Genomic DNA, 23,258 nt, shown 5'->3' on the forward strand with positions numbered 1-23,258 from the left:
AGCGATGAGCAGGTCGAAGGACCGGCCCGGGCGCGGCGGCCTGCGCGGCTGGGGCGGTGTGACGGGAATGGCGGCGGCCTGCGCGGTCACCGCGGCGCTCACCCTGCTGCCGCTGGCCCACCACGGCGACGGGGCGGCCGGGGGCGGCGCCTCGGGCGGCGGGGCGGTGACGGCCGTCCAGACGCGGGCCGAGGAGTGCACCGAGCCGGAGGCGAGCCTGCCCGCTTCGGGCGACGACGGGCCGAACATCGACACGATCAAGCAGCGCGGCAAGCTGATCGCGGGCGTCGACCAGAACAGCTTCCGCTGGGGCTACCGCAATCCGGAGAGCCGTGAGCTCGAAGGGTTCGACATCGACCTGGTGCGGGCCATCGCCAAGGACATCCTGGGCGACCCGAACGCGGTGATCTTCCGTGCGATCCCCACCAACCAGCGCATCGCCGCGCTGGAGAACGACCGGGTCGACGTCGTCGTGCGGACGATGACGATCAACTGCAAGCGGCTGGAGCAGGTCTCCTTCTCCACCGCCTACTTCCAGGCCGGGCAGCAGGTGCTCGCCCCGAAGGATTCGGCGATCACCGGCTACGACTCCTCGCTGAAGGGCAAGCGGGTCTGCTCGGCCGAGGGCTCCACGGCGTACGAGGCGCTGGAGAAGAAGTCCTTCGGGGCGCTCTACAAGGACGACTACGACGGCACCGAGCGCGACCCGGACCTGCTGACCGTGCCCAACCAGCTGGACTGCCTGGTGCGGCTCCAGCTCGGCGAGGTCGACGCGGTCGTCACGGACAACGCCCTGGCGGCCGGTCAGGCGGCGCAGGACCCGGCGGTGGAGCTCAAGGGGAAGGCCCCGTTCACCACGGAGTACTACGGCGTCGCGACGAAGAAGGGCGCGAACGACCTGGTGGCCCGGGTGAACAAGGTCCTCGTGGACTATCGCGCCGGCGGCGCGAACAGCCCCTGGATGACGTCCTACCAGGAGTGGCTGGCGGCCGGGCTGCCCGGCATCAAGGGGCCGCCCGCGCCCAAGTACCGCACCGACTGACCCCGGCGCACGGCAGTACGCACCGGTCGCGGTGGGCCGGAGCAGACCGAAGCAACCGATCCCGCCGGGCCCACCGGCCCGGCGGGGAGAGCGGAGAGGTGATCGATGGGCGTCGCGGGATCCTTCCCCAGCTTCGCGGGGAGGCCGCCCGGCCCGGTCATGGACCGGGAGGAGGCGGACCGTGCGCTGGCCCGGCTCGGTGCGGAGCACGAGGCCATCGAGACCTCGCTCCTCGCGCTCCAGGACCATGCCGGCCGCCGGCTCCTGGAGGGCGCCGAGCTGACCGGCCTCACCCGGGAGCGCTGGGCCACGACCGAGCAGTCGATCACCCTGCTGTGGGGGTATTTCGACGCGTACGCGGGGGCGCTGTCCGAGGCCCGGGAGATCCGGGCGCGGCGCCGCCATCCGAACCGCGAGGACCTCGTGGCCCTGACCGATCTGCTGCGCGGCGAGGCGGTCACCGTCGCCAACCCGAGTGCCGTGCCGCCGCCTTCGGTCGCGGGCCCGGCCAGGCTCTCCGAGCGGTTCTCGCTCCAGGAGCTGGTGGCCCGGATGAACGAGCTGTACGCCCGGTCCCTGGACATGGTCGTCGCCTCCGACTCCGTCTGGTCGGCGCTGCCCGCCCGGATCGATCTGCTCGCGGCCGAGCTGCACCGGACGCGTTCGCTGGCGCACTCCGTGGGGGTACGGCCCGGTGAGCATCCGGCCGGGGACGATCTGGCGGAGATCACCGAGGAGCTGACCACGCTGCGGGTGCAGGTGATCTCCGACCCGCTGGCGTTCTGGCTGCCGGGTCCGGGCAGTGCCGCGCCCGGCGGCGGCCGCCCGGACACCTCGCGCTACGACCGGGCCGCCCGCGCCCTGGAGGACGTACGGCGGGAGATCGAGGCGGTGCTCGCGGTCCGGCAGGACGCGGAGGCGCGGCTGGTGCGGCTGCGGGACGTGCTCTCGCGGGCCGACCGCACCCTGACGGAGGCCCGGGCGGCGCGTGGCGAGGTGCTGGCGAAGATCGCCGCCTCCGAGGTGCCCGCGGTCAGCGGTCCGCCGACCGCCCTCCAGGAGCGGCTGGCGGCCGCGTCCGACCACCGCAGGCACGCCCAGTGGCACCGGCTCTCGCCGCTGCTGGAGGCGCTGGAGCAGGAGGCCGAGGACGAACTGCTGCGTGCCCGTGAGTCGCTGACCTCGGTGACGGCCCCGCTGGCGGTCCGCGCGGAGCTGCGCGGCCGGCTCGACGCGTACAAGGCGAAGGTGGCCCGGCACGGCCTGGCGGAGGATCCGGTGCTGATCGAGCGGTACGACGCGGCGCGCCGGATGCTGTGGAGCGCGCCGTGCGATCTGCGCGTCGCCGAGCAGGCCGTGCTGCGCTACCAGCACGCGGTCGCTGACATGCTGACGCCGCGCCGGCCCGACGGACCGCAGGACCGGCCGGGCGCGGGCACGGGCGAACAGCAGGGGGAGACACGATGAGTACGCAGTGCCAGCGCCCCGCGTGCGAGGGGAACTACGAGGACATGGGCGGCGGTGAGCTGTACTGCGACACCTGCGGTCTGGCGCCGGTCGTCTCGCCGACGGGCATGGTCTCCTCACCGCCCACCGGGATCGCCGGGGGCGGCCGGGCGAGCAGCCGGGACAGCTCGTCCCAGCGCTCGGGCTCCCGCGCCTCCGCCCGGTCCTCGTCCCGTTCGTCGACCTCGCGCCGTTCGGTCTCGGGCCGGCTGTCGCGCTCGCTGTCCGGGGCGTCCGGCTCCCGTTCGGTGTCGGTGCGTTCCTCGGGCTCCACCTCGGCGACCTCGGCCCGGGGCCGGCTCGGCGTCGGCCTGGTGGAGGTCCCGGACGTGCCGCGGCCCGACCCGCGCACGGCGGTGATGGAGAACCCGGAGGTGCCGGAGCGCAAGCGGTTCTGCTCGCGTTCGGACTGCGGGGCGCCGGTGGGCCGTTCGCGCGGTGAGCGGGAGGGCCGCACCGAGGGGTTCTGCACCAAGTGCGGTCACCCGTACTCCTTCGTGCCGAAGCTGACCGGCGGCGACATCGTGCACGGCCAGTACGAGGTCGTGGGCTGTCTGGCGCACGGCGGGCTCGGCTGGGTGTATCTCGCGGTGGACCGGGCGGTCTCCGACCGCTGGGTGGTCCTCAAGGGCCTGCTGGACACCGGCGACCAGGACGCGATGGCCGCCGCGATCTCCGAGCGCCGCTTCCTCGCCGAGATCGAGCACTCCAACATCGTGCGGATCTACAACTTCGTCGAGCACCTGGACCAGCGGACCGGATCGCTCGACGGCTACATCGTGATGGAGTACGTCGGCGGCAAGGCGCTCAAGGAGATCGCCAACGAGCGCCGCACCCCGGCCGGGAAGCGCGACCCGCTGCCGGTCGAGCAGGCCTGCGCGTACGGGATCGAGGCGCTGGAGGCGCTCGGTCATCTGCACAGCCGCAACCTCCTCTACTGCGACTTCAAGGTCGACAACGCGATCCAGACCGAGGACCAGCTCAAGCTGATCGACATGGGCGCGGTGCGCCGGATGGACGACGACGAGTCGGCGATCTACGGCACGGTGGGCTACCAGGCCCCCGAGGTCGCGGAGGTCGGTCCGTCGGTCGCCTCCGATCTGTACACGGTGGCCCGGACGCTGGCGGTCCTCACCTTCGACTTCCAGGGGTACACGAACGTCTTCGTGGACTCGCTGCCGGACCCGGACAACATCGAGGTGTTCCGCACCTACGAGTCGTTCTACCGGCTGCTGGTGCGGGCCACCGACCCGGACCCGGCCCGGCGGTTCGCCTCCGCCGCGGAGATGGCCGAGCAGCTGACGGGGGTGCTGCGGGAGGTCGTGGCGCTCCAGACGGGCCGGCCGCGCCCGGCCCTGTCGACGCTGTTCGGCGCGGAACTGCGCGTGATCGACACGGAGTTGTTCGCCCGGCAGACGGACGACGTCTCGCGGCTCGGCGGCCGGGACACCGGCTCCGGGCGGGGCGGGCTGTTCGGCCGCCGCAAGGGCCGCGGCCGCCCGTCGTCCGGTGTTCCGGGCCAGGGCGGCACCTGGCAGCCCCACGGCGGTACGGCACCGGCCGCGCCGGGGGCCGTGGCGTCCGCGGTGGCCGGGGCGCTTCCGGTGGGCGCTCAGCCGCCCGGTCCGGCAGGCGGTCAGCCGCCCGGTCCGGCGGGGGCCGCTCCGCTGGCGGCGCCGCCGACCCATGTCCGGGGCTCCGCGCAGGGCGGCGCGCCGCTCGCGTACGCTCCCCCGGCGCAGGTTCCGGTTCCGGCGCCCCGGGCGGCGGAGCAGGCGCAGGACGGCCTGTATGTCGCGACCGCCCCGTACGGCCCCTTCGGGGCGACCGCCGGGGGTGTCCGGCTCGCCCTGTTCGACACCCGGGCGACCTCGCTGGCGCTGCCGGTCCCCCGGGTCGACGCGCTGGACCCGAACGCCGGTTTCCTCGCCGGGCTGATGGCCTCCGCCCCGGCCGAGCTGATCACCGCGCTGCACTCGGTGCCGGCCCCCTCGCTGGAGACCCGGCTGCGGGAGCTGCGGGCCCGGCTGGAGATGCGGGAGCTGGATTCGGCCGCGCGTGCGCTGACCACCCTGGAGGGTGAACACGCGGATGACTGGCGGGTCGTCTGGTATCGGGGCGTCACCTCGCTGGTGACCGGCGACCACGAGACCGCCGCGCTCTCCTTCGACGCGGTCTACGACGCGTTCCCCGGGGAGATGGCGCCCAAGCTGGCGCTCGGGATCTGTGCGGAGGTGCTGGGTCAGCTGGACAACGCCGCCGAGTACTACCGCCTGGTGTGGGCGACCGATCCGGGTTTCGTCAGCGCCGCGTTCGGCCTGGCCCGGGTGCAGATCGCCGCCGGGGAGCGGGCCGCGGCGGTGAGCACCCTGGAGTCGGTGCCGGAGGCCTCGATCCACTACACGGCGGCCAGGGTCGCCGCCGTCCGGGCACGGCTGCGCGAGCGTTCGCACCGGGAGCCGCTGCTGGTCGATCTGACGGCCGCCGGGATCCAGGTGGCGGCGCTGGCCGCCTTCGGTCTGGACCCGGTGCGCCACGAGCAGTTGTCGACCGAGGTACTGGGCAAGGCACTGGACTGGGTACTCTCCGGTAGTCCCGGTGTCCCGGGGCTGGGCGGACCGGCCGCCGGTTCGCCGGACGCGCGCAAGCTGCTCGGCGCCGAACTGAACGAGCGGGGACTGCGGTTCGGGCTGGAGCGCTCGTACCGGATGCTCGCCCGGCTCGCGCAGCGGGGCGACGAGAGGATCGAACTGGTGGAGCGGGCCAACCGTTTCCGCCCCCGGACGTGGGTGTGAAGATGTCTCAGAGCCACCAGCAGCCCGCCCTGTCGAAGTGCCCGGGCTGCGCTGAGCCGCCGGCCGCGGGCGACCTGTTCTGCGGGGCGTGCGGCTACGACCTCTCGGCCGTTCCGGCGCGCCCCGACGACCGGCCCACGATGGCGATCACCGTGCCTCCGGCCGCTCCGGCCGCCGGGGCGGTGCAGTGGCCCGCCGCCGCGGAGACCGACAGTTCGGATGTGCCCGTGCCCGTGCACCATCCGGCGGACCTGCCGGGGACGGACTCGGGCGGCAGGCCGCTGGCGGAGCCGGAGCACGGTCAGCCGGTGGCGGAGCAGGGCGTCGATTCCGAGCCGGGCGCGGCGGCCCAGCCCGGGCAGGTGGACGGGCAGGGTCCGGTGGGTGAACAGGCCGCCGGGTCCGTTCCGGTGCGCCACGACGACCGGGCGGTTCCGGGCGACGCGGCGGATTCCTGTGACTTCGCGCTGGCCGCGCCCGATCCCCGTACGGCGGAGCACACCACCGCGGCCGCCGCCGCTCCGGCCCCCGGGGCGAAGGTCTGTGTGGCCTGCCGCTCCGGCCGGGTGGACCCCGACGGCTACTGCGAGAACTGCGGGCACGCCCAGCCCCGTGAGCGCGACCACATGGAGCAGGAGCTCGACGCGGTGGCCGCCGTCAGCGACCGGGGCCTGCGCCACCACCGCAACGAGGACTCCTTCGCGGTGTCCTCGACCGCGCTGCCCGACGGTTCGCCCGCCGTCGTCGCGATCGTCTGCGACGGCGTCTCCTCGGCGAGCCGGCCCGACGAGGCCTCCGCTGCCGCCGCGAGCGCCGCCAACGAGGCGCTGCTGGAGTCCCTGCCGCGCGGTACGCATCCGCAGCAGGCGATGCACGAGGCGATCGTCGCCGCGTCCGAGGCGGTCAACGCCCTGGCGCAGGAGCCCGCCGGGGCGATGGAGCACGACGCGCACCGCCATCAGAACGCCCCGGCCTGCACCCTGGTCGGCGCGATCGCGGCGGGCGAGCTGCTGATCGTCGGCTGGGTCGGCGACAGCCGGGTCTACTGGGTGCCGGAGGACCGCACCCGGCCGACCGCCCGGCTCACCGAGGACGACTCCTGGGCCGCGCAGATGGTGGCGGCCGGCCTGATGAACGAGGCGGAGGCGTACGCGGACGAACGCGCCCACGCCATCACCGGCTGGCTCGGCGCCGACGCGTACGAACTGGAGCCGCACACCGCCGCGTTCAAGCCGGACCGGCCCGGCCTGGTGGTCGTCTGCACGGACGGTCTGTGGAACTACGCGGAATCCGCCGAGGAGATGGCCGCCGCCGTGCCGGCCGACGCCCGGGAACGACCGCTGCACGCCGCCCAGGTGCTCGTCGGACACGCGCTCGACGGCGGGGGCCACGACAACGTAACAGTGGCACTTCTGCCGTTCGCCGTACGGCCCCAAGGGGCAGGATCGGCCTGCGAAACCGCTTAACCCTCAAGGAGCCGACCAGATGGCCAACTTCTCCAAGTCGAACGTGCCGCAGTTCTCCGTCGAGGTGTACCAGAACGAGTTCCTGCCCGAGGGCGGCCGTGAGGTCAACGCGATCGTCACCGTCACCTCGACCGGTGGCGGCACCACCGGCGGGATACCGCTGGCGGGTGCGGCGCCCTCGCCCGCGTACGGGCCGGGGCAGGCCCCCGACGCGGCCGTGGTGCTGATGGTCGACTGTTCCGGCTCGATGGACTATCCGCCGACGAAGATGCGCAACGCCCGCGACGCGACGGCCGCGGCCATCGACACGCTGCGCGAGGGCACCCGGTTCGCGGTGGTCGCGGGGACGCATGTGGCCAAGGACGTCTATCCGGGCAACGGGCGGCTGGCGGTCGCCGACGCGCAGACGAAGGCCCAGGCCAAGGACGCCCTGCGGAAGCTGAGCGCGGGCGGGGGCACCGCGATCGGCACCTGGCTGCGGCTGGCCGACCGGCTGCTGAACTCCGCGGACGTGTCCATCCGGCACGGCATCCTGCTGACCGACGGCCGCAACGAGCACGAGTCGCCCGAGGATCTGCGCGCGGCCCTGGACTCCTGCGCGGGCCGGTTCACCTGCGACGCCCGCGGGGTGGGCACCGACTGGGAGGTGAAGGAGGTCACCGGCATCGCCGCCGCCCTCCTCGGCACGGCCGACATCGTCGCCGACCCGGCGGGCCTGGCCGCGGACTTCACGCGGATGATGGAGAACGCCATGGGCAAGGAGATCGCGGACGTGGCGCTGCGGCTCTGGACGCCGGTGGGGGTGGAGATCCGGTTCGTGAAGCAGGTCGCGCCCACCGTCGCGGACCTGACCGGGCGGCGCACCGAGGCGGGGCCCCGGGCCGGGGACTATCCGACCGGTTCCTGGGGCGACGAGTCCCGCGACTACCACGTGTGCGTCCAGGTGCCGGAGGCCGGGATCGGCCAGGAGATGCTGGCCGCCCGGGTCTCGCTGATCCTGCCCGACCCTTCGGGCGCGGGCGCCCCGCAGACCTTGTCGCAGGGGCTCGTCCGGGCCGTGTGGACGGACGACATGGTGGCCTCGACCTCGATCAACCCGCAGGTCGCGCACTACACAGGTCAGGCGGAACTGGCACAAGTCATCCAGCAGGGGCTGGACGCACGCAAGTCGGGCGACTTCGACGGCGCGACGGCGAAGCTGGGCCGTGCGGTGCAGCTGGCGTCGGCGTCCGGGAACCAGGACACCGCGAAGCTGCTTTCGAAGGTGGTCGACGTCGTCGATGCCGCGACAGGTACTGTGCGACTGAAGGCGAAGGTCGCGGAAGCGGACGAGATGACCCTCGAAACGCGCTCCACCAAGACCGTTCGCGTCAAGAAGTAACAGCACACGATCACCACTCGATCACCTCGCGGACATGCGCCGCGATCGACAGCATGCGGCCTCCGCGGCCGGAAGAGGAGAGGGGGAAGCGCCGACATGCCGACCTGCCCGAACGGACACCAGTCGGGTTCCGAGGACTGGTGCGAGGTCTGCGGACACCGCATGGCCACCGGCGGTGCGCCCGCGGGCGCCGTGCCCCCGCCTCCGCCGCCGCCCGCACCCGGTTACGGCTACCCGCAGCAGGGTTCCGAGGGCGGCGGGCCCACCATGCAGGCGGAGCTCTGCCCGCAGTGCCGTACGCCGCGTGAGGCGATGGCTCCGTTCTGCGAGGAGTGCCGCTGGAACTTCCTCACCAACACGGCGACCTCGTACACCCCGCTGGCCCCGCAGCACGGCACGCCCAGCGGCCCTCCGCCCGGTCTCAACCTGCCGCCCGGATTCCAGGCGCAGAGCCCCGGCGGCCAGGGCGGTCCGCCCGGTGCGCCGCAGCCGCGCGACCCGTTCGACTACCAGGGCTCGCGCCCCTCGCAGATGAACCGCCCCGCCGAGCCGCTCGCTCCCGAGCAGAACGGTCCGCACGGAAACGGCGGCCCGGGTGGTCAGGGCGGTCAGAGCGGCAACGGCGGTCAGGGCGGGCCTCCGCCGTCGTTCCAGCAGCAGGGCCCTCCGCCGCCGCCCTCGTTCCAGCAGCAGGGCCACCAGCCGCCCGCTCAGCAGCAGGCCGCGCCCTCGACGCGCTCGCCGTTCGAGCCGCAGCAGGCCTCGCCCTTCGCGCCTCCGCAGCAGCAGTCGGCGCCGCCCGCGCCGCCGCAGCCGTCGGGGCACACCGGCGGCGGGGACGACTGGATGCTGCCGCCGCCTTCGCAGGCCCAGCCGCCGCAGCCACCCCAGCAGTTCCAGCAGTCCCCGAGCCCCCACCAGGGCCAGCAGGGGCAGCAGGGCCACGGCCAGGACCCGGGGCAGGGTTACGACCAGGGCCGGCAGCAGCACGGGCAGGACCAGGGCTACGACCAGGGTCAGCAGCACGGTGGGGTGCCCGGCCAGGGCCGGCCCCAGCAGTCCGCCTCCTGGACCGCCGTGATCGCCCCGGACCGCGCGTACTTCCTCGCGATGATGCAGCGCAGCGGCCCCGAGGCGACCGGGCTGAACCTGCCCGCGTACTCCCCGGAGCAGCGGCTTCCGCTCACCGGGAGCCAGGTCACCATCGGGCGCCGCCGGCACAGCACCGGCGAGTCCCCCGACGTCGATCTGTCGGTGCCCCCGGAGGACCCGGGCGTCTCGCACCAGCACGCGGTGCTGGTCCAGCAGCCCGACGGCGGCTGGGCGGTCGTCGACCAGAACTCCACCAACGGCACCACTCTGAACGGCGCCGAGGACCCGATCCAGCCCTACGTCCCCGTGCCGCTGCAGGACGGCGACCAGGTGCACGTCGGGGCATGGACGACGATCACGGTCCGCCGGGACTGAGCACCCACCGCCGCGGGCACCGTCCCGTACGCCTGGCCGCTCGCCGCCTCACCCGGTGGCGAGCGGCCAGGTGTACGGGCCCTGCGGGTCGTCGAGCCAGGCCCACTGCCGCCCCTGGCCGACCGTGATGCCGTACCTCTCCCGCTGCGGGCGGCCCTCGCGCTCCCAGAGGGAGAGGGCCTCGTGCGGATCGAGGGTGCCCGCGGTCAGGGTCAGGAGAAAGCGGAAGAGATCGTCCCCGGCCACCCGGCGCGGCAGTCCGCCGAGATACGGAAGCCCGCCGGGCAGCGGGAGCGCCCCGCGCAGGGGCACGAAGTACGCCGGGGTGTGCAGGAAGTGCCCCTCGGCGCGCGGTCCGTGCGCCGTCGCACGGACCTGGAGCGAGACCAGACCGGTGGCGAGCGGCGCGAGGATCAGCGCCCCCGGACGGCACTGTTCCGGCCAGCTCTGCGGTACGGACGGCAGCGTGCAGGTCGCGATGATCCGGTCGTACGGGGCGCGCCGCGGGCAGCCCCGGGCCCCGTCGCCGGTGATCACCGTCGGGTGGTATCCGGCCGCCGCGAGGTGGGCGCGGGCCGCATCCGTGATCTCCGGGTCCAGATCGACGCTGGTCACGGCGGCGTCGCCGAGCCGGTGGGCGAGCAGCGCCGCGTTGTAGCCGGGGCCGGTGCCGATCTCCAGGACCGTGTCCCCGTCCCGTACGTCCAGGGCGTCGAGCATCAGGGCCATCAGGGACGGCTGACTGGAGGACGAGACGAGTTCGCCGTCCTTGAGCCGGGTGGCCAGCGCCCCGTCCGCGTACACGCCGCGCAGCCAGCGGGAGCGCCGGCCGGGGTCGGGGTCCTCGCCCCAGAGGCGTTCGTAGCCGCCGATTCCGTACACGTAGTAGAACGGCACGAACAGATGGCGGGGCACCTCGGCGAAGGCCGTACGCCAGGCGGGGTCGGCGAATCCGCCCCGGGCGGCGATCTCCCGCACCAGGGCCTCGCGCGCCGCGTCGGCCTCGGCGTCGCGAACGGGTTTCTCTCCCCTCACTCCCATCTCTCCACTGTCCTGCGCCGGAGCCGCGCGGGCGAGCGGCGGACCGGGGGTTCCCGGCCCTTGGTCCTAGGACCCCTGTCCTCGGCCGGTGCGTCTGCGACCATGGACGGGTGACTGAGATTCCGCGCGACACGCTTCAGGAGCAGACCTTCTACGAGCAGGTCGGCGGCGAGGCGACCTTCCGGCGCCTGGTCCACCGCTTCTACGAGGGCGTGGCGGGCGACGAGCTGCTGCGGCCGATGTATCCGGAGGAGGATCTGGGCCCGGCCGAGGAGCGGTTCGCGCTGTTCCTGATGCAGTACTGGGGCGGCCCGCGCACCTACAGCGACCACCGGGGGCACCCGCGGCTGCGGATGCGGCACGCGCCGTTCCGGGTGGACCGGGCGGCGCACGACGCCTGGCTCGGCCATATGCGGGTCGCGCTGGACGAGCTGGGGCTCGCGCCCGAGCACGAGCGGCAGTTGTGGGACTACCTGACGTACGCCGCCGCCTCGATGGTGAACACCGCGGACTGATCGGTTCCGGACCCCTTCGCGACGCGTTCCGGACTGCGGCACAACGCGTTCCGGACCGCTTCGCGACGATCCGTGACCGGACAACTCCGGAATTCGGCGTTCCAACCCCGCATAACGATCACGATCGCATCAAGGTGCGGGTGCAAGCGGTTACCAGAACCTGTTGCCTCTGAAAGCATCACCGGTACGCCGGGGGGCGTGCGCATGCGGTGTTTCCGGGGCTGGGGGATCAGGTGACGGGTTTCGTCCTTCTGCGGGTGAGGGCTCATCGCCTTCTGCTCTCCGCGGCGGTGCTCGCCGTCCTGCTGACCACATCCGTGCTGGCCGCGCTCACCGCGTTCTCCGGATCGGTGGGCGACGCGGCCCTGCGCCACACGCTCACCCACGGATCGGCCGCGTCCGCCGCCCTCGTCGTCTCCGCGTCGGTGGACCACGAGAAGCGCGCGGAGGCCGACGACGCCGTCCGCAAGGCCTCCCGTGACGCGTTCGACGGGCTGCCCGTGACCGTGGGGAAGCTGGAGAGCTCGGGGTCGTACGCGCTGCCGCGGAGCCTCCAGGACCCGGCCGCCCGGCGCGGCGAGCCGGACCTCACCCACTTCGCCGCCCTCGACCGGGGCCGGGTGCGGATCACCGAGGGCAAGGCGCCCGCGGCCCCCGACGGCGCCGGACCCGTCCAGGTCGCGCTGCCCGTCGTCGCCGCCGAGGCCCTGAAGCTGAAGCCGGGCGCCCGGATCACCGTCACCGACCGGCTGCGCGACAAGAAGCAGCGGGTCCTGGTCACCGGCGTCTACGACGCCGCCGACCGGTCCGACCCGTACTGGCAGCTGGATCCGCTCGGCGGGCGCGGGGTGCGCAAGCTGGCGTTCACGACGTACGGTCCGCTGCTCACCGATCCCTCGGTGCTCGCCTCCGGGGCGCTCGGCAAGGGCGAGACCTCCTGGCTGGCGGCCGCCGACTTCGCCACGCTGACCACCGGCTCCCTGGAGGGGCTGCGGAACGCGTCGGCACAGGCCCCGAAGGCGCTGACGGCCGCACCGGTGTTCGCGTCCGGTGTCACCGCGCGCACCTCGCTGCCCACCGTGCTCGACCAGCTCGACCGGGCGCTGCTGGTCTCCCGTTCCACGCTGATGATCGTCGCGGTGCAGCTGGTGCTGCTCGCCGCGTACGCGCTGCTGCTGGTGGCCCGGCTGCTGAACAGCGAGCGCGACGGGGAGCGTGAACTGCTGCGGGCCCGGGGCGGTTCGCGGGGCCGGATCACCTCGTTCGCCGCGATCGAGGCGCTGTTGCTCGCGGTGCCCGCCGCGGTGGTCGCTCCGCTGCTCGCGGGGCCGCTGACCGGGCTGCTGGCCGAGCGCAGCGCCCTGTCCCGGATCGGGCTGAAGGTCGGGGAGGCGTCGGCCGGGACCGTGTGGCTGGTCTCGGCGGCCGTGGCGCTGGCCTGTGCGCTGGCGGTGGTGGCCCCGTCGCTGACGGCCGGGGCGAGCGGCCGCAGGTCCCGGGCCGCCGCGCTGCCCGGTCCGGTGCGGGCGGGCGCGGACCTCGGGCTGCTGCTCATCGCGGCGGTGGCGTACTGGCAGCTGGACCGGCAGTCCGGCAGCGGGGCGCTCACCGGCGACCGGACGGGCAGCCTCGGCATCGACCCCCTGCTGGTCACCGCCCCCGCGCTGGCGCTGCTCGCCGGAACGGTCCTCACACTGCGCCTGCTGCCGCCCGCGGCGAAGCTCGCCGAACGGCGTGCGGCCAAGGGCCGGGGGCTGCCCGCGGCCCTGGCGGGCTGGCAGTTCAGCCGCCGCCCGCTGCGCGGGGCCGGTCCGGTGCTGCTGCTGGTCCTGTCGGTCGCGATGGGCATGCTGGCGATCGGGCAGAGCGCCTCCTGGAACCGCTCGCAGTCCGACCAGGCCGACTTCGGCTCCGGCGCCTCGGTCCGGCTGGTGGGCGGGCACGGCGGCGGTGCGGCGACGGCCGGCGCCTACAGCACCCTGGACGGGGTGCGGCAGGCGGCGCCCGCCTACCGGGCGGACGTGGAGGTCTCCGGCGGGCGGATGGCCGAGGTGCTCGCCCTGGACACGGCCCACGCGGACGAGCGGATGCTGATGCGCTCCGACCTCACCGACAAGAGCCTGCGCCGGGTGTTCGAGACCATCGCCCCGGAGCGGGCCGCGCGCCCCGGGCTCGTACTCCCGAAGGACAGCACCCGGCTGAAGCTGGACGTGCGGATCGCCACGGTGCCGTCGAAGGGCTCCGGGGCCGTCCCGGACACCGGCACGGCGCCACCGGTCGTCACCGTGCTCCTGGAGGACCGCTACGGCCTCCCCTACCGGGCCCTGGCCGGTCCCGTGCCCCTGAACGGCCGCCCGGTCGCCGTGTCCGTACCGGTGTCGGCGGCGGGCGGTCTGGCCGTGACCGGCATCGAGGTGGACGGCGAGGCGCCGTACGGCCACGCGCAGCAGCGCCGGGTCTCGGTGAGCGACGTCCGGGTGGTGACCGGCTCCGGCGCCGAACGCCCGGTGGCGGCGTCGGGGTCGCTGCGCTGGGACGCGGCCATGACGCTCACCGAGTTCGGTGAGGGCCGGCCGGGCAAGGAGCCGGTCCGCAACGGCACGTCGGGCCTGCCGGACTTCACCTACGACACCGGTACCAACAGCGAGGACACCTGGGAGCTGACCAGCGGCCTCCTGCGGATCACCGCCGCCCGGCCGAAGGCCACGGCGGTCAAGGCGGTCGCCACGGACGCCTATCTGAAGAGCACCAACGCGAAGCTGGGCGACGAGATCGACGTCACCCTGGCCGGGAACACCGTCCGGGTGACCCTGGCGGAGTCGGTGCGCCGGCTGCCGACCACCGAGGCCGCCGAGCTGTCCGGGACCGCCGACCCGGCGACGCGCGGCGGCGCGCTGCTGCTGGACCTCAAGGCCGTCACCGAGGTGCTGGCCCACCGGCCGACCGCCACGATCGAGGCGAGCGAATGGTGGCTGAGCACCGCCCCGGGCGACGCCGCGAAGGCGGCCGCCGCCCTGCGCGCGCTGCCGGACACCGACCCGGCCCAGGTGCTGGTCCGCGCGGAGGCCGCCCAGCAGCTGGTGGACGATCCGCTGGGGGCGGGACCGCAGGCGGCGCTGCCGGCCGTCGCGGTGGTCGCCGCCGCGCTGGCGGCGGTCGGCTTCGCGGTCAGCGCCTCCGGGTCCCGGCGCGAACGGTCCGCCGAACTCGGTGTGTTGCGGGCGCTCGGTGCTCCGCGCCGCCAGCTGGCCCGCATGATCGCCGCCGAACAGGGGGTGCTGATCGCCCTCGCGCTGCTGATCGGGCTCGGCATCGGCACGGTGCTGACCCGGGCCGTCGTTCCGCTGATCGTGCTGACCGGGCAGGCGGACCGGCCCGTTCCGCCGGTGCTGGTCGAGCTGCCCGCCGGGCAGGTCGCGGCGCTGCTGGCCGGGGTCGCCGCCCTGCCGCTCGTGATCGTCGCGACGATGGCGCTGCGCCGCGGGGACCCGGCGGTCACGCTGCGCCACCAGGGGGACCACTGATATGAGCAACGACAAGCGGGCGGCCTCCGCCCCGTGGATCCGTACCCGGCTGCGCACCGCGCCCGGTGCGGCGACGGCCCTCGCGGTGCTGGTGCTGGTGACGGCGTTCCTCGCCGCGGCGTTCCCGCGGGCGGTGGACGCGTACGAGACGAAGGGGCTGCGCCACGACATCGCGACGGCGGACGCGGGCCGCAGCACCGTGGAGATCGCCCGCCCGCAGCCCGGTCTCGAACTGCCGCAGGAACAGCGGGAGGCCGAGACGCGGAGCCCCGAGCTGACGCGGGTCGGCGAGGCGCTGCTGAAGGCCCTGCCCGCACCCCTGCGCGCCGACGCCTCGTCGGTCGCGTACGGCGTGCGCACCACGAAGCCGTCCGTCGCGACGGAGCCCTGGCTGCCGAAGCCCGACGCGGTGCCGCCGAAGCTCACGTATGTGGCGCAGTCGGGGCTGAAGGACCACGCGACGCTGGCCTCCGGCGCCTGGCCGACGGCGTCGGGCGGGGTGACCGCGGACTCCCGTGCGGTGCAGGGCGCGGTCACCGAGGAGACGGCGGCGGAGCTGAAGGTGAAGGTCGGCGCGACCATCACGCTGCCCACCGCGGCCCAGGAGCCCATCACGGTGACGATCACCGGCATCGTGGCTCCGCGTGACCCGAAGGGCAGCTACTGGTCGGCCGATCCGCTGCTGCGCAGCCCGTCGCTGGTCCCGGACCCCGGCAGCTCCTTCCCGGTGAACTTCTGGACCGGCACGGTCCTGCTGGCGGAGGACACCGGTCCGGTGCTCCTGAGCACGGCCGCCGAGCCCGTTGTCTTCTGGCGGATCCCGCCCGACCCGACGGGGCTGACCGGCCCCGACGGCTCCCGGCTGACGTCCGTCATCGCCTCGCTGGAGAGCGGCCCCGGGCTGCTGGAGGTGCGGAGGATCGCCGGGGGCACCGCGGTGGTCGGCACCGGACTCGGCACGGTCGTGGAGGCCAACGCGCGGATGCGCGACGCGATCAGCCCCGTGATCGCGGTCGCCGCCCTCGGCATCGGCTCCGTGGCCGCCGTCGTCCTGCTGATGACCGGCGCCCTGATCGCCGCCCGCCGCCGTAACGAACTGGCGCTGATGCGCTCGCGCGGCGGTTCGCTGCGCGGCATCGGCGGCCGGCTGCTCGCGGAGACCGCGGTGACCGTGCTGCCCGCGAGCGCGCTCGGGCTGCTCCTTGCGGTGCTGCTCGTGGGCGAGGGCCGGTGGTGGCCGGGAGCGCTGGCCGCGGCCGGCGTCGGCCTCCTGGTCTGTGTCGCCCTGCCCGTACGGACGACGCTCCAGCACATCCGGCCCACGCTGCACGGCGCCCGCGAGGACATGGTGAGCGCCCGGCCGTCGCGCCGCCGGACCGTGGCCGAACTGACGCTGCTCGTCCTGGCGGTGGGCGCGGTGACGGCGCTGCGGCGTCGCGGTACGTCGACCGGGGGCGGTACCGATCTGCTGGTCAGCGCCGCGCCCGTGCTGGTCGCGCTGATCGCGGCGCTGGTGCTGGTACGGCTCTACCCGCTGCCCCTGCGGCTCGCCACCCGGCCGATGGCCCGGCTGCGCGGCGCGATCGGCTTCCTCTCGCTGGCCCGCGCCGGCCGGTCGTCGGCCGGCGGGGCGCTGCCGCTGCTGGCGCTGCTGCTGGCGCTGGCCACGGCTGCGTTCGGCGGTTCGGTGATCGCGGGCATCGGCGACGCACGGGACGACGCGGCGCTGGCGTCCGTCGGCGCGGACGCCCGGGTCAGCGGCATGGGCGACCGGGTGACGCTGCCGGACGAGCTGGTCCGCACGGTGAGCGGGCTGGACGGCGTGCGGGACGCGGCGCCGGTACGGGTCGAGTACAGCGTGGCGATGCCGGAGGCGGCGGCCGGTGACGACACCGGTACGCGTACGGCTGCTGGTACGGGCACGGCCGGCGACGACGCGGCGGACGCGGGCGACGCGGCGACCGCGGCCCTGGTGGGCGTCGAGCCCGCCTCGTACGCCCGGCTGGCCCGTACCCACGGGCTGCCCGCCTTCCCGGCCGCCCGGCTGCGGGCCACCGGTCCCTCGGCCCCGCTGCCCGAGGGCACGGAGGCCGGCCCGGAGCGGATCCTTCCGGCCATCGCCTCTCCGGCGGTGGCGGCCCGTCTGGGCAAGGAGCCGCGCGCGGTCCGGACGCTGTCCGGGGACTTCCAGGTCCAGGTCGTGGGGACCACCGCGCAGGTCGCCGCGGTCTCCTCCACCGACTTCCTGATCGTGAACGCCGCTTCGCTGGAGCAGAAGGCGCCCACCACCCTGCTCCTGGCCGGCACACCGGACCCCGGAAAGCTGCGCGCGGCCGTCGACGCGAACGGCAAGAAGTTCGTCGTACAGCTGCGTTCCGAGGAGCGCGCGCGGTACGTGAACACCCCGATGCAGGCCGGGGCCGAGCGCATCTACCTCGCGGCGGTCGCGGCGGGCGCCGGATACGCGCTGCTGGCCGTCCTGCTGTCGCTGCTCCAGACCGCGCCGGAGCGCAAGACGCTGCTGGCACGGCTGCGCACGATGGGGCTCACCACCGCACAGGGCAGGCGGCTGCTGGCCTTCGAGGCGACGCCGCAGGCGCTGCTGGCGGCGGGCGGCGGGCTGTTCACCGGCTGGGCGACCATCGCCCTGCTCTCCCCCGGCGTCGATCTGGTCCCGCTGGCGCTCGCCGGCGTCGCCGGGTCGGACACCGGCCCCGTCGCGCTGCGCACCGACCTCTGGTCGCTGGGGCTGCCGGCCGCGGGGGTCGTGGCGCTCGCGGCGGCGGTCGCGGGCGTGCAGGCGTGGTGGGCGAGCCGCCGCGGATCGATCACCGAACTCAGGGCAGGAGACTCCCGATGACCTCGTCCACCGAGACGGCAGACACGGCCCGCACGGCCGGAACGACGCTGGCGGAGCTGGAGCAGCGCGCCGCGGCCCGCCGGGACCGCCCTTCCTACGGGCACGACGCGCTGATCGCCTGCGACCGGGTGGTGCGGATCTTCACCACGGACGGGGTGGAGGTGCAGGCGCTCCAGGGGCTCGATCTGCTGGTCACCGAGGGCGAGTTGATGGCCCTGGTGGGGGCGTCGGGCAGCGGCAAGTCGACGCTGATGAACATCCTGGCGGGCCTGGACGTGCCGACGGCCGGCTCGGCGAAGGTCGCGGGCTGCGATCTGCTGTCGATGGGCCCGAAGGAACGGCTGCGCTACCGCCGGGACGTGGTCGGGTTCGTCTGGCAGCAGACCGCCCGCAATCTGCTCCCGTATCTCTCCGCGATCCAGAACATCACCCTGCCCATGCAGTTGCGCGGCGGTGGGAGCAAGCGCGAACGGGCCGCCCGTGCCGAGTCGTTGCTCACCATGCTGGACATCGCGGACTGCCGCGACCGGCGGCCCCAGCAGCTGTCCGGCGGGCAGCAGCAGCGGGTGGCCATCGCGGTGGCGCTGGCCAACAACCCGTCCGTGCTGCTCGCGGACGAGCCGACCGGTGAGCTGGACTCGGCCACCGGGGAGCAGGTCTTCGCCGCGTTCCGGCGCGCCAACGAGGAGCTGGGCACCTCGATCGTGATCGTCACCCATGACCAGGCGGTCGCGAACGAGGTGCGGCGTACGGTCGCCATCCGCGACGGCCGTACGTCCTCCGAGGTGCTGCGCCGCACGGAGGTGGACGCGGCGACGGGCCAGGAGTCGCAGGTGGCCCGGGAGTACGCGATGCTCGACCGGGCGGGGCGACTCCAGCTGCCCGCGGACTACACGCGGACGCTGGGCATGGAACACCGGGTGCTGCTGGAGCTGGAGCAGGACCACATCGGCGTCTGGCCGGACGCGCACGGGGCTCCGGAGAAGCCGGAGGGGTCTTCGGACCCGCAGGAGAAGCAGGAGAAGTAAGCCGGTCGGGCGGTTCAGCGGTCCGGCGGTTCAGCCGGGCTCGACCGACAGGCCGAGCCCGCCGAGCCCGCCGGCCGGGTCGCGGCGCAGCGCGATCGAGCCGAAGGGCGTCCGCAGCCGCAGCCAGCCGCCCGCGGAGAGCAGCGAGACGGGGAAGTCCGGGTCGGGGCGCAGGAAGCCGAGGGACTGTGCGGCGTGCACGGCGCGCAGGGGCAGGTCCGTGGCGCCGACCGGCCGGGACCAGATCTCGCGGCCGATCCGGTCGCGTTCGGCGCGGGTGCGCAGCTCCTCGGGCAGCGCGTCGTCCCGCGTACGGAATTCGGCGACGGCCGTGTCGAGGGCGGCGCGCAGAGCGTCGGGCCGGGGCAGCCCGGCCTGTTCCCGCCAGGGCCCGCGGGGCGGCAGGACACCGGTCCAGGGCGGCCCGGTGACCGGGGCGGGCAGTGCACCGCCCCGCTGTCCGGAGCCCTCTCCGGAGACGTCGAGTGACTCCAGCAGCTCCCCGGCCGACACCGTGACGTCGAGCGTCTCGGGGCGGTCCAGGCGGGCGGTGCGGATGGCGAGGACCTCGAAGGAGGGCGGGCGGCCGAACACGGCCAGTGCGTCGCCGCCGCCCGCCTGCAACCGGACCGCGGCGGCCCGGTCGTAGTGGAGCAGCCGACCGAGGAAGGCGGCGAGATCCGCCGCCTCCCTCGCGTCGGCGAACTGCAGCGACTGCACGGGCACGGTCATGCCGCGGCGGGCTCCTCTGCGAGGTACTGCTGGAGGAAGAGCTTCTCCTCGGCGGAGATCCGCCGGGGCCGCTCCGCCGCCAGGTCGTACGGCACGACGACGGTCGAGGCGCGTACGTACACCTGGTCGGCGTCCTTGATCTCATAGGCGATCGTCAGGGACGCGGCGCCTATCTTCGTGACCCACGACTCGACGGTCACCGGCTCGTGCCGGTGGACCAACGGCCGTACGTAGTCGATCTCGTGCCGGGCCACGACGGACCCGCCGGAGAACGACGGCGAACCGTCCCCGGGCGCCAGCCGGAACATGAAGTCGATGCGCGCCTCCTCCAGGTAGCGGAGGAAGACCACGTTGTTGACGTGGCCGAAGGCATCCATGTCCGACCAGCGCAGGGGGCAGCTGTAGAGGTGACGAGCCAAGACGATCAGCCTCGCGTGAGCTTCTTGTACGTGGCACGGTGCGGGCGGGCCGCGTCCGCGCCGAGACGCTCGACCTTGTTCTTCTCGTACGACTCGAAGTTGCCCTCGAACCAGTACCACTTGGAGTCACCCTCGTAGGCGAGGATGTGCGTGGCGACGCGGTCCAGGAACCAGCGGTCGTGGGAGATGACCACGGCCGCACCGGGGAACTCCAGCAGCGCGTTCTCCAGCGAGGAGAGCGTCTCGACGTCGAGGTCGTTGGTGGGCTCGTCGAGGAGCAGCAGGTTGCCGCCCTCCTTGAGCGTCAGCGCCAGGTTGAGGCGGTTGCGCTCACCACCGGACAGGACACCGGCCGGCTTCTGCTGGTCCGGGCCCTTGAAGCCGAACGCGGAGACGTAGGCGCGGGACGGCATCTCGACCTGGCCGACGTTGATGTAGTCCAGCTCGTCCGAGACGACGGCCCAGAGGGTCTTCTTCGGGTCGATGTTGGCGCGGGACTGGTCGACGTAGGAGATCTTGACCGTGTCGCCGATCTTGACCGAACCGCTGTCCGGCGTCTCCAGGCCCTGGATCATCTTGAACAGCGTGGTCTTGCCCGCGCCGTTCGGACCGATGACGCCGACGATGCCGTTACGGGGCAGCGTGAACGACAGGTCGTCGATGAGGACCTTGTCGCCGAAGGCCTTCGAGAGGTGCTCGACCTCGACGACGATGGAACCGAGCCGCGGGCCCGGCGGAATCTGGATCTCCTCGAAGTCCAGCTTCCGCATCTTGTCGGCCTCGGCCGCCATCTCCTCGTACCGGGCGAGACGGGCCTTGGACTTGGTCTGGCGCCCCTTGGCGTTCGACCGCACCCACTCCAGCTCTTCCTTGAGACGCTTCTGGCGCTTCTCGTCCTTGCGGCCCTCGACCTTGAGGCGGGCGGCCTTCTTGTCGAGGTAGGTGGAGTAGTTGCCCTCGTAGGGGATCGCGCGGCCGCGGTCGAGCTCCAGGATCCACTCGGCGACGTTGTTCAGGAAGTACCGGTCGTGGGTGACGGCGACGACGGCACCCGCATACTTCGAGAGGTGCTGCTCCAGCCAGTTCACCGACTCGGCGTCCAGGTGGTTGGTGGGCTCGTCGAGGAGGAGCAGGTCCGGGGCCTCGATGAGGAGCTTGCAGAGCGCCACGCGGCGCTTCTCGCCACCGGAGAGGTTGGTGACCGGCCAGTCGCCGGGCGGGCAGCCCAGGGCGTCCATGGCCTGCTCCAGCTGGGCGTCCAGGTCCCACGCGTTGGCGTGGTCCAGGTCCTCCTGGAGCTTGCCCATCTCCTCCATCAGCGCGTCGGAGTAGTCGGTCGCCATGAGCTCGGCGACCTCGTTGAAGCGCTTGAGCTTGCCCATGATCTCGGCGGCGCCGTCCTGGACGTTCTCCAGAACGGTCTTCTCCTCGTCCAGCTTCGGCTCCTGCATGAGGATGCCGACGGTGAACCCGGGCGAGATGAACGCGTCGCCGTTGGACGGCTGCTCCAGGCCCGCCATGATCTTCAGCACCGTGGACTTACCGGCGCCGTTGGGGCCCACGACACCGATCTTCGCGCCGGGCAGGAAGTTCAGATTGACGTCATCGAGAATCACCTTGTCGCCGTGCGCTTTGCGCGTCTTGCGCATGGTGTAGATGTACTCAGCCAAGAGAAACCGTCCGGCAGCAATAGAGGTGTGGGCAGATACACCCATCTTGCCTGACACCCGCCCCCGGACGGAAACCCGTCCACCCACCGACACCGGAGCACCGGTCACCTCATGCGCGTGGGCGCTCACTCACCGTCGGCGCCCGGCTGCTTGCGGCGGAGGAGGAAGACCGCGCCGCCGCCCACGACGAGCAGTCCGATGGCGACCGCGGCGAGCATCGGGGTGGCGCTGGAACCGCCGGTCGCGGCGAGATCGCCCTCCAGCCCCGAGGTGGTGGAGCCGGTGGTGGCCGGGACGGACTGCTGGGCGCTCTGCGTGCCGACGTCGTTGCCCGCGCCGCCCGCCTCCTGACTCTCCTTCTCCAGCACGCTGCCGCTGGTGGCGCAGTCGAGCACCCCGGTGAAGGTCCTGGCGAACCCGGCGGGCCCGGTGATGGTGAAGTCGTACGCCTGGTCCTCGGCGACCGGGACGGTGACCGTGCGGGTGGCCCCGGCGGCGACGGTGTGCTCGGTGCCGGCCAGCTCGAAGGTGAACGGCTCGTCGCCCCGGTTGGCGGCCGTGACGTCCACACCGCCCGCGGCGCAGTTCTTCCGGGCGGTCAGTGCGGGTGCGGCGCCGGTCTCGGCCCAGGTGGCGCTCGCCCGGGCGGAGACCGTGGATTCGCTGGAGCCGGCCAGGATCTGGGTCTGGGTGCGGCCGGCCCCGGCGAAGGCCCGGCCGACCGGCACGGAGGTGGTGGCCTGGACCGCCAGGGAGGCGGTGCCGTCGGCGGTGTCCTTCGGTACGGCGAAGTAGAGCCGGTCCCCGTCCGCGGCGGCGGTGACGGGGGCGCCCTTCTCGTCCGTGACCGCGATGCCGCTGGCCGCCGCGTCCACCGGGGGCGACACCGAGACCTGGTCCGCGTCGGTGCGTACGGTCACGGGGCCGAGCCGCTCACCGGCCCGCCCGGCGACGGCGGCCGGTTCCAGGGTGAGCGAGGCCCGCGGCTCCTTCGTGTCGCGGGCGCTGCGCTGCAGCCAGTCGGCGAGCTTCTCCGCCTGCTTGTCCGATGCGGTGACATCGGCGTTGTCCGAGTAGCGCCAGATGGCGACCTGGGTTCCGGCGGCGGCGGTCCGCTCGGTCAGCGGTCCGGTGCCGGCCGCGTCGGCGAGCGCGGCCAGGTCGTCGACCCGGGGGTAGGAGTGCTGGAGGATCCAGCGGATCTTCCCCGCGTTGCGGTTGCCGCCGAGCGAGGTCTCGGCCCAGGGGGTCTCCAGATACTTCGCCTGGTCCTGGGTGGGGTTGTGGAGGTCGATGCAGTAGGTCTTGAGCTTGCCGCCGCCGTCGACGGTCATCTCGAACAGCCCGGCGGGCAGTTCCTGGGTCCGGTCGGGCGCCCCGTTCTTCCCCGCGATGCGGAGCACGGCGCTGTCGAAGGTCTTCAGCCCGTCGAGCACCGCGGCCGCGCCGCCGTGGTGCCGGCCCGGGTCGTCGGCGGCCGCGGGTCCGGCGCCGACGAGTGCGGCAGCCGCGACGAGACCGGAGAGCAGCAGCGCGGCGACCGGGCGGAGGATCCCGCGGCCCGGAGGCGCCCCTGTCGTGCCGGACGACGCAGCGGACGCTGAAGACGCAGAAAACACAGAATTCCCCTCCGGGCGAGGCCCTCGCGCGTGGTGCGCGTGTGGGGAATGCCTCGCCAGCAGACCCAAGTGACCCATGAGCACTGGGAATCCTAAAGAACGGGCGAAGAGCAGTCCCCCGTACTGCCCTTGTACAACCATTCCGAATCGGAATCGTTATCGCGGGATGCCGTCGGCCATGGCGCCGATCAGC

The 23,258-nt window shown here is 73.7% G+C and carries 16 protein-coding genes; 10 read left to right on the plus strand and 6 right to left on the minus strand.

Annotation, left to right across the window (positions count from 1 at the left end; all coding sequences use genetic code 11):
* Positions 1 to 4 precede the first annotated feature (4 nt).
* Positions 5 to 1,042, plus strand: a complete 1,038-nt coding sequence (locus ACSMXR_RS11305) for a glutamate ABC transporter substrate-binding protein (RefSeq protein ID WP_364883960.1) — start codon at positions 5 to 7, stop codon at positions 1,040 to 1,042.
* Between the two features lie 105 nt (positions 1,043 to 1,147).
* Positions 1,148 to 2,509, plus strand: coding sequence for a hypothetical protein (locus ACSMXR_RS11310; RefSeq protein WP_103507254.1), 1,362 nt, complete (start codon positions 1,148 to 1,150; stop codon positions 2,507 to 2,509).
* Positions 2,510 to 2,543: 34 nt separating this feature from the next.
* Here the strand turns inward: ACSMXR_RS11310 and ACSMXR_RS11315 are convergent, their stop codons facing one another.
* Positions 2,544 to 2,822, minus strand: coding sequence for a hypothetical protein (locus tag ACSMXR_RS11315; protein WP_449657935.1), 279 nt, complete (start codon positions 2,820 to 2,822; stop codon positions 2,544 to 2,546).
* On the opposite strand from ACSMXR_RS11315, the gene ACSMXR_RS11320 reads away from it, so the two are divergent.
* From ACSMXR_RS11320 to ACSMXR_RS11335, 4 genes are all read left to right on the plus strand, one after another.
* Positions 2,803 to 5,343, plus strand: a complete 2,541-nt coding sequence (locus ACSMXR_RS11320) for a serine/threonine-protein kinase (RefSeq protein ID WP_473171770.1) — start codon at positions 2,803 to 2,805, stop codon at positions 5,341 to 5,343. The genes ACSMXR_RS11315 and ACSMXR_RS11320 overlap by 20 nt on opposite strands.
* A 2-nt stretch (positions 5,344 to 5,345) precedes the next feature.
* Positions 5,346 to 6,809: a protein phosphatase 2C domain-containing protein gene (locus tag ACSMXR_RS11325; RefSeq protein WP_473171771.1), complete on the plus strand. Its 1,464-nt coding sequence runs from the start codon at positions 5,346 to 5,348 to the stop codon at positions 6,807 to 6,809.
* Positions 6,810 to 6,828: 19 nt separating this feature from the next.
* Entirely contained in the window at positions 6,829 to 8,190 is a 1,362-nt protein-coding gene (locus tag ACSMXR_RS11330) for a vWA domain-containing protein (protein ID WP_376187910.1), read from the plus strand.
* Between the two features lie 96 nt (positions 8,191 to 8,286).
* A complete protein-coding gene (locus tag ACSMXR_RS11335) occupies positions 8,287 to 9,657 on the plus strand; it encodes an FHA domain-containing protein (RefSeq protein ID WP_473171772.1) in 1,371 nt (456 codons plus the stop codon).
* Positions 9,658 to 9,705: 48 nt separating this feature from the next.
* Here the strand turns inward: ACSMXR_RS11335 and ACSMXR_RS11340 are convergent, their stop codons facing one another.
* Positions 9,706 to 10,698, minus strand: coding sequence for a methyltransferase domain-containing protein (locus ACSMXR_RS11340; RefSeq protein ID WP_473171773.1), 993 nt, complete (start codon positions 10,696 to 10,698; stop codon positions 9,706 to 9,708).
* 110 nt (positions 10,699 to 10,808) lie between these two features.
* Here ACSMXR_RS11340 and ACSMXR_RS11345 point away from each other — a divergent pair, with 110 nt between their 5' ends.
* The 4 genes from ACSMXR_RS11345 to ACSMXR_RS11360 all read left to right on the plus strand — a co-directional run bounded on the left by ACSMXR_RS11345 (position 10,809) and on the right by ACSMXR_RS11360 (position 18,625).
* Entirely contained in the window at positions 10,809 to 11,213 is a 405-nt protein-coding gene (locus tag ACSMXR_RS11345) for a globin (RefSeq protein ID WP_030077640.1), read from the plus strand.
* Between the two features lie 233 nt (positions 11,214 to 11,446).
* Positions 11,447 to 14,737: an FtsX-like permease family protein gene (locus ACSMXR_RS11350; protein WP_473171774.1), complete on the plus strand. Its 3,291-nt coding sequence runs from the start codon at positions 11,447 to 11,449 to the stop codon at positions 14,735 to 14,737.
* Position 14,738: 1 nt separating this feature from the next.
* Complete coding sequence (locus ACSMXR_RS11355; RefSeq protein ID WP_473171775.1) at positions 14,739 to 17,597, plus strand: ABC transporter permease; 2,859 nt, start codon at positions 14,739 to 14,741, stop codon at positions 17,595 to 17,597.
* Complete coding sequence (locus ACSMXR_RS11360; protein WP_381849732.1) at positions 17,594 to 18,625, plus strand: ABC transporter ATP-binding protein; 1,032 nt, start codon at positions 17,594 to 17,596, stop codon at positions 18,623 to 18,625. The genes ACSMXR_RS11355 and ACSMXR_RS11360 overlap by 4 nt, the downstream gene beginning before the upstream one ends.
* Before the next feature lie 30 nt (positions 18,626 to 18,655).
* Here ACSMXR_RS11360 and ACSMXR_RS11365 read toward each other — a convergent pair whose 3' ends face one another.
* The 4 genes from ACSMXR_RS11365 to ACSMXR_RS11380 all read right to left on the minus strand — a co-directional run bounded on the left by ACSMXR_RS11365 (position 18,656) and on the right by ACSMXR_RS11380 (position 23,065).
* Positions 18,656 to 19,357 (minus strand): DUF8010 domain-containing protein, encoded by a 702-nt coding sequence (locus ACSMXR_RS11365; protein WP_137232990.1) that lies wholly within the window; start codon positions 19,355 to 19,357, stop codon positions 18,656 to 18,658.
* Positions 19,354 to 19,776, minus strand: coding sequence for an acyl-CoA thioesterase (locus ACSMXR_RS11370; RefSeq protein WP_030077631.1), 423 nt, complete (start codon positions 19,774 to 19,776; stop codon positions 19,354 to 19,356). The genes ACSMXR_RS11365 and ACSMXR_RS11370 overlap by 4 nt, the downstream gene beginning before the upstream one ends.
* A gap of 5 nt (positions 19,777 to 19,781) precedes the next feature.
* Positions 19,782 to 21,446 carry an energy-dependent translational throttle protein EttA gene (gene ettA, locus ACSMXR_RS11375; RefSeq protein WP_137232989.1) on the minus strand — a complete coding sequence of 555 codons (1,665 nt, stop codon included), beginning with the start codon at positions 21,444 to 21,446 and terminating at the stop codon, positions 19,782 to 19,784.
* Positions 21,447 to 21,571: 125 nt separating this feature from the next.
* Positions 21,572 to 23,065: a Cys-Gln thioester bond-forming surface protein gene (locus ACSMXR_RS11380; protein ID WP_137232988.1), complete on the minus strand. Its 1,494-nt coding sequence runs from the start codon at positions 23,063 to 23,065 to the stop codon at positions 21,572 to 21,574.
* Positions 23,066 to 23,258: the final 193 nt, after the last annotated feature.

It is taken from the genome of Streptomyces sp. DSM 106670, from assembly GCF_055792845.1.